The organism is Weissella minor, from assembly GCF_001437425.1.
GTDB lineage: Bacteria > Bacillota > Bacilli > Lactobacillales > Lactobacillaceae > Weissella > Weissella minor.
The window spans coordinates 22,313-28,907 of sequence record NZ_JQCD01000021.1; the positions used below are offsets into that span (position 1 = coordinate 22,313).

The 6,595-nt window shown below is 39.2% G+C and carries 5 protein-coding genes; all 5 read left to right on the forward strand.

Annotated elements, in window-relative coordinates:
* The first annotated feature begins 21 nt into the window (after positions 1 to 21).
* Positions 22 to 1,215, forward strand: coding sequence for a methionine adenosyltransferase (metK, locus tag IV67_RS02535; RefSeq protein ID WP_057786795.1), 1,194 nt, complete (start codon positions 22 to 24; stop codon positions 1,213 to 1,215).
* A gap of 269 nt (positions 1,216 to 1,484) precedes the next feature.
* Positions 1,485 to 2,879, forward strand: a complete 1,395-nt coding sequence (locus IV67_RS02540; protein WP_057786799.1) for an ATP-binding cassette domain-containing protein — start codon at positions 1,485 to 1,487, stop codon at positions 2,877 to 2,879.
* Between the two features lie 79 nt (positions 2,880 to 2,958).
* A complete protein-coding gene (gene rlmD / locus IV67_RS02545; RefSeq protein WP_057786801.1) occupies positions 2,959 to 4,338 on the forward strand; it encodes a 23S rRNA (uracil(1939)-C(5))-methyltransferase RlmD in 1,380 nt (459 codons plus the stop codon).
* Between the two features lie 96 nt (positions 4,339 to 4,434).
* Entirely contained in the window at positions 4,435 to 4,812 is a 378-nt protein-coding gene (locus IV67_RS02550) for a hypothetical protein (RefSeq protein ID WP_057786805.1), read from the forward strand.
* A gap of 131 nt (positions 4,813 to 4,943) precedes the next feature.
* On the forward strand, positions 4,944 to 6,595 hold a 1,652-nt coding region (locus tag IV67_RS02555; protein WP_201782723.1), incomplete at its 3' end, for a tetratricopeptide repeat protein.

Consider the following 6,595-nt stretch of genomic DNA (forward strand, 5'->3'; position numbering starts at 1 on the left):
AATAGAATGAGGATAATTAATATGGTAGAAAAGCGTTTATTTACATCAGAATCAGTTTCAGAAGGACATCCGGATAAGGTATCAGACCAAATTTCAGATGCCATTTTGGATGCCGTTTTAGAACAAGACCCAAATGCACGTACAGCCATTGAAACATCAGTCACAACTGGTTATGTTAATGTCTTTGGTGAAATGTCAACGAAGGCCTATGTAAACATCAATCAAATTGTACGTGATACATTGACACGAATTGGTTATGACGATCCAGATGCTGGGTTCTTAGCTGATGACGTGCACGTCGGAATTACAATTGATGAACAATCACCTGACATTGCCCAAGGTGTTGACCAAGCGATTGAACAACGTGAAGAAGGTGGAAAAGATCCACTTGATGAAATTGGTGCCGGTGACCAAGGTTTGATGTTTGGTTATGCGACAAATGAGACTGACCAATACTTGCCATTATCAGTTGTATTGTCACATGCATTGGTTAAAAAGCAAGCCGAAGTCCGTCGTTCAGGCGCAATTGACTATTTGTTACCTGATGCTAAGGCGCAAGTCACAGTTGAATTGGATGAACATGATCAAGCAACGCGCATTGATACAGTTGTGCTTTCAACGCAACATCGTGATTCTGCTTCATTGGAACAATTACGCGAAGATGTGAAGAAGCAAGTGATTGAACCAGTCTTGCCTGAAGCATTGGTTGACGAAAACACCCGTTATTTGATTAACCCAACTGGACGTTTTGTCATTGGGGGACCAAAGGGTGACGCTGGAATGACTGGACGTAAGATCATCGTTGACACGTACGGTGGTTACGCCCGTCATGGTGGTGGTGCTTTCTCAGGTAAGGACGCCACAAAGGTGGACCGTTCAGCTGCCTACGCAACTCGTCACATTGCCAAGAACATTGTTGCAGCTGGTTTAGCTGAACGTGTTGAATTGCAAGTTGCTTATGCTATCGGGGTGGCTGCGCCCGTTTCAATTGATGTTAATACTTTTGGAACTGGAACAGTTAGTGATGATGCATTGGTTCAAGCTGTCCGTGATATTTTTGAATTACGTCCAGCTGGAATTATTAACGAATTAGACTTACGCCAACCACGTTATCAAGATACTGCGGCATATGGACACTTTGGACGTCCAGAATTAGATTTGCCATGGGAACGCTTGAATAAGGTTGATGAATTAAAGGCATACTTTAATAAGTAATTGAAAAAACGGGTTATCTACGGATAATCCGTTTTTTTGTGCATTGACATTTGGTTGTTTTAGATTATTATTAAATTATATCTAATCGTTTTCTAATTAAAGTGAGGTGGTAGGGATGATAAACATGCGTGTGAACGATAATAGTCAACAAACATTCGTGGCTTAGTGTGTAAAAGATTTAGCGAAAACAACATTTCTAATGAGATTACTTAGTTAAATGAATTTTTACAGTTAACAACTAAGCCTGCATTATTAGAGGTGCAACACACATGACAATAAAATTAAATAATATTTCTTACACTTTTAGTGACGGCTTAACAATTTTTGATCAAATCAATTTTAAGCTACCAAACAATGAGAAAGTGGCATTAATTGGTGATAATGGGACAGGAAAGACGACCTTATTAAATTTGATTCGAGGGAACTTAGTGCCGACACAGGGGCACATACAAGTTGATGGTACGATTGAATTTGTGCCGCAATTTGAACCTAAGTTAATGCAGGTCAGCCCAGGTCAAGATCAATTAAAACGTTTGGAATATGCCTTTAGTCGAAAAGCAGATGTCATCTTGTTAGATGAACCCACTTCAAATTTAGACAAAAGCGGGATTCAGAAAGTCGTGAATTTAATTAATCATTATCATGGCATTGTCTTGGTGATTAGTCACGATAAGGCGTTTTTAGCACGCGTTGCAACGTCAGTCTTGCTGATTGAACAAGCGCAAGTTAAACATTTTCAAATGCCCTATGATGAATTTCAAAAGGTTTATCAAAGTGAACGTGATCGACAATATCGCGAATATGAAAATAAAAAGAAAGCCCAAACGCAAAAACGTAAATCCGCTGAAAAAATGGTTAAAAAAGCCAATCATGCCAAAAAAGGGAAATCAGGCATGGCCAGTTCCGATTGGAAAGCTAAAAGTTTGTCAGGTAAGCGTGATAAAACGCAAAAAGGCTTAGCAAAAGCGGCTAAGCAATTGCAAGATGTCGCGGCAGACACAGGCGATGATACAAAACCATTTGAAAAGCAGGGCTTAAAATTATTAGATTCTGTGCAAATGAGTCAAAAGGTCAAAGCTAATGTGACTTTTGAAAACTTGATGAACCATGACCGCGTGTTAATCGACAAGCCGTTTAGTTTGAAATTGCAGTCGGGCGAAAGTTATACCTTATTAGGTGAAAATGGGAGTGGTAAGACAACCTTATTGACGGCTATTTATGATGATTTAAAGCAACGTGATTATCGCGTTAATTTCTTTAGGCAAGATATTATGCATAATTGGCAACCACATGAAAAAATGATTGACCAGTTATTGGACTTATCCGGAATCAATCAACAGATTATTCTTGATACGGCGGGGGCTTTAGGTATTACGCCAATGATGTTGAATCGTGACCCCAGTGGATTGAGTGGTGGGCAACTGCTAAAAGTCCAATTAGTGTCTCAGTTAATTCAACCGTACGATATTTTGATTTTAGATGAGCCAACAAATTACTTAGATTATGATGGTGTTGAGGCGCTGACAGATTTCTTGCAACATAATTCAGCGGTACTGTTGATTGTCTCGCACGATGAAGCCTTTGTTAAACAAGTTGCGCAAAAAACGTATCAAATTCAAAATCAGCAACTTGTTGAAGGGTCGGTTACGGACTATTTTGATTAGTCTGGTCATGCTTTTTGTCTTTCCTAAACAATGTGTGGCATAATGGAAAGCACAAATGAGATTTGAAATGAGTAAATAAATGAGACCTAAAGTGAATATTCCCGTGAAGCTAGGTGAAGTTGTCACGGTAACAATTGAAGAAGTCGCCTATCATGGGCAAGCGATTGGTACCTACAAAGGTTACCCAATTCATATGGACAATGCTTTTGAGCATGAAACAGTTCGTTGTGAGATTACCCAAGTGAATCGTAAATTCTCACGTGCAAAATTAGTGGAAATTGTTGAAGCATCAGCTGATCGAATTGATATGAATCGCCCTGATTTGATGGAGACTGGGATTGCGCCGTATTTGAATTTGGCTTATCCAGCGCAACTAAAATTAAAGCAAAAGCAGGTTGCCCGCATTTTTGAGAATGAATCAATTCAAACGAATGTGGCACCAACGATTGGTATGGACAATCCAAGTCATTATCGTAATAAGACGGTTGTCCCAATGGCGTATGAAAATGGTCATTTGGTGACTGGCTTTATTAAGCGTCAAACAGCTAATACGGTTGTGCCTTTGGATGATTATTTTGTGAATGATCCAGTGATTGATCGCGTGATTGGACAAGTGCGTGATGTGTTAGATGCGCATCAAGTGACTCCTTTTTCTGATGAAACCGGTCTAGGCGAAATGCGTTATATCATGGTGCGTCGCGGTTATTACAGCGGTGAAGTCATGGTCGTCTTAGTGACGCAAACAGCTGAGTTAAAGGATGAAGATGCGATTGCTGAAGAAATTGCAGCGGTTGTACCAGGCATTAAGAGCGTGATGCTTAATTACAATCCACGTAACTTACATTTAATGATGTCTGGTGATAACCGTTTGCTTTGGGGCGCAGATGCGATTCATGACACTCTATTGGGGATTGAATTCGTCATTGGTCCTAATTCCTTCTATCAAGTTAACCCCCAAACAACTGAAGTGCTGTATGCGATGGCAGCTAAAAAGGGTGAATTAACAGAACAGGACACTGTGATTGATGCTTATTCCGGCATTGGAACGATTGGCCTAACTGTGGCAAATCAAGTAAAACAAGTGCTGGGTGTTGAAGTCATTGCGCGTGCGGTTGAAGATGCGCAACGAAATGTGGAACGTAATCAGATTGAGAATACGTCTTTCGTGACTGCGGATGCACCGGAACAAATGCAAAAGTGGCAGGCTGAGGGACTTGAACCCAATGTCATTTTTGTGGATCCACCACGCCCAGGTTTGACACCAGAATTGCTTGATGCTGTAATTAATATGCAGCCAGAGCGATTTGTTTATATTTCATGTAATCCTAAAACGATGGCGCGTGATATTCGCTATCTATTGGATCGTGGCTTTGAATTGAGTGGGGATGTACAACCGCTCGACCAATTCCCGCAAACAGCCCATGTTGAGACGGTGGCGGTCTTGGTACCAACTAAATAGATTTTTAATACTAAAAACTTACTGATGATGTTCATTGGTAAGTTTTTTTATTGAAAAATCGGTATAATTGTAAGAAAGGCTGCGGAGGTATTTGTAATGGTATTTGATGAAAAAAATCAACGGACACAAGCTGAAGCCTATGTCGTTTATTTAAAAAAGGTCTTAACGGATTTATATAATGCTTTGTCTGATGAAAAATATAATAATCGATATACTGATTTAAAAAACGAGGTGTTAAGCGCCTATCAAGCAGTTGATGCAGGCTGGAATCCAGCACCGCAAGTGAATAAAATTCTGGGAGCAATTAACCACGAATTTATGCGGAGTGTGCGGTTGCATGTTTTAAATCCACCGGAGTTAAAAATTGCGGAGACTAAGTTGAGGGATGCAAATGGTGGTGCAAGTGATCATCGTTGGATTCGTGATTATGCCTTCTTGTTTGGGATTATGGGGCAAATCGGTCCGCATAATTAATTTGGTATGGGGATGTTGATGAATTTTCTAATATGAAAAAATGAATACCTGTTACCTTAGTGGTAGGTAATGGATAAATGTTGTGCATATTTATATGTACTTTCTTAGAACTAGAATTGGAGTTTAGGTTTATGACATTTGATGAATTGGTTGAGTTAGGACGTCAGGCATATATTGCTGAAGATTATGATGATGCAATTTCAAATTTAACAAAAGCGATTGAGTTAAATTCAGATGTAGCGAGTGTACATAAGAATCGCGGAATTGCTTATTCAGGGCAAAATAAATATGAAGAAGCAATTGCTGATTATACAGAAGCAATTGAACTGGATCCAAGTGGATCAAAGGCATATTTTTTACGAGGTATTGTTTATAGCAATCAAAACAAATATGAGAAAGCGATAGCAGATTATACAAAAGCCATTAAGTTAGAGCCCAATGATGCCGTTGTATATAATAACCGTGGTGAGCTATATGTCATGCAAGCTGAATATGAGAAAGCGGTAGCAGATTATACAAAAGTGATTGAGTTAGATCCAATGTATTCTGATGTATATTATAGTCGTGGAAAAGCGTATGCCGATCAAAATAAATATGAGGAAGCGGTAGCGGACTATACCAACGAGATTGAGCTATACCCTGAGGATGAGGATGCCGTTGTATATATTAGTCGTGGAGATGCGTATGCCGATCAAAATAAATATGAGGAAGCGGTAGCGGATTATACAAAATCTATTGAGTTAGATCCAATGTATGCCGATGCATATATTGGTCGTGGAGATGCGTATGCCAGTCAAAATAAATATGAGGAAGCGGTAACAGATTATACAAAAGCGCTAAAGTTAGATGCACAGTATGATGGTGCATTTTATGTGCATAATGGAAACGAATATGAGAAAGCGAGGGCTGTTTATACACAAGCGATTAAGTTAGGCGTAAACAGCTCTAATGCATATTATGGTCGTGGCCGTCTTTATTTTTATAAAGGCGAATATGAGAAAGCGCTAGCAGATTATGCAAAAGCCATTAAGTTAGGATTCAACGATGCCGTTGTATATAATAACCGTGGTGATCTATATGCCGATCAAAATAAATATGAGGAAGCGGTAGCAGATTATACAAAAGTGATTGAGTTAGATCCAATGTATGCTGATGTATATTATAGTCGTGGAGATGCGTATGCCGATCAAAATAAATATGAGGAAGCGGTAGCGGATTATACAAAAGCTATTGAGTTAGTGCCAATGAATGACGTTGCATATATTAGTCGTGGAGATGCGTATGCCAATCAAAATAAATATGATGAAGCGATGGCGGATTATACAAGAGCTATTGAGTTAGATCCAATGAATGACGTTGCATATACTAGTCGTGGAGATGCGTATGCCAATCAAAATAAATATGATGAAGCGGTAGCGGACTATACCAACGTGATTGAGTTAGAGCCCAATGATGCCGCCGCATATAATAATCGCGGTAATGTTTACGAAAAGCAAAGCGAACATGAGAAAGCGATAGCAGATTATACCAAAGCGCTTGAGTTAGATTCAAAGGATGCACTTATATATACTAATCTCGGCATAGTTTACGAAAATCAAAACAAATATGAGAAAGCGATAGCAGATTATACAAAAGCAATTAAGTTAAACCCTGAGTATGTCGACGCATATACTAATCGAGGTGATGTTTACTTTGAACAGAACAAATACGATGAAGCGATGGCGGATTATACCAAAGCGCTTGAGTTAGATTCAAAGGATGCAGATATATATAATAATCGCGG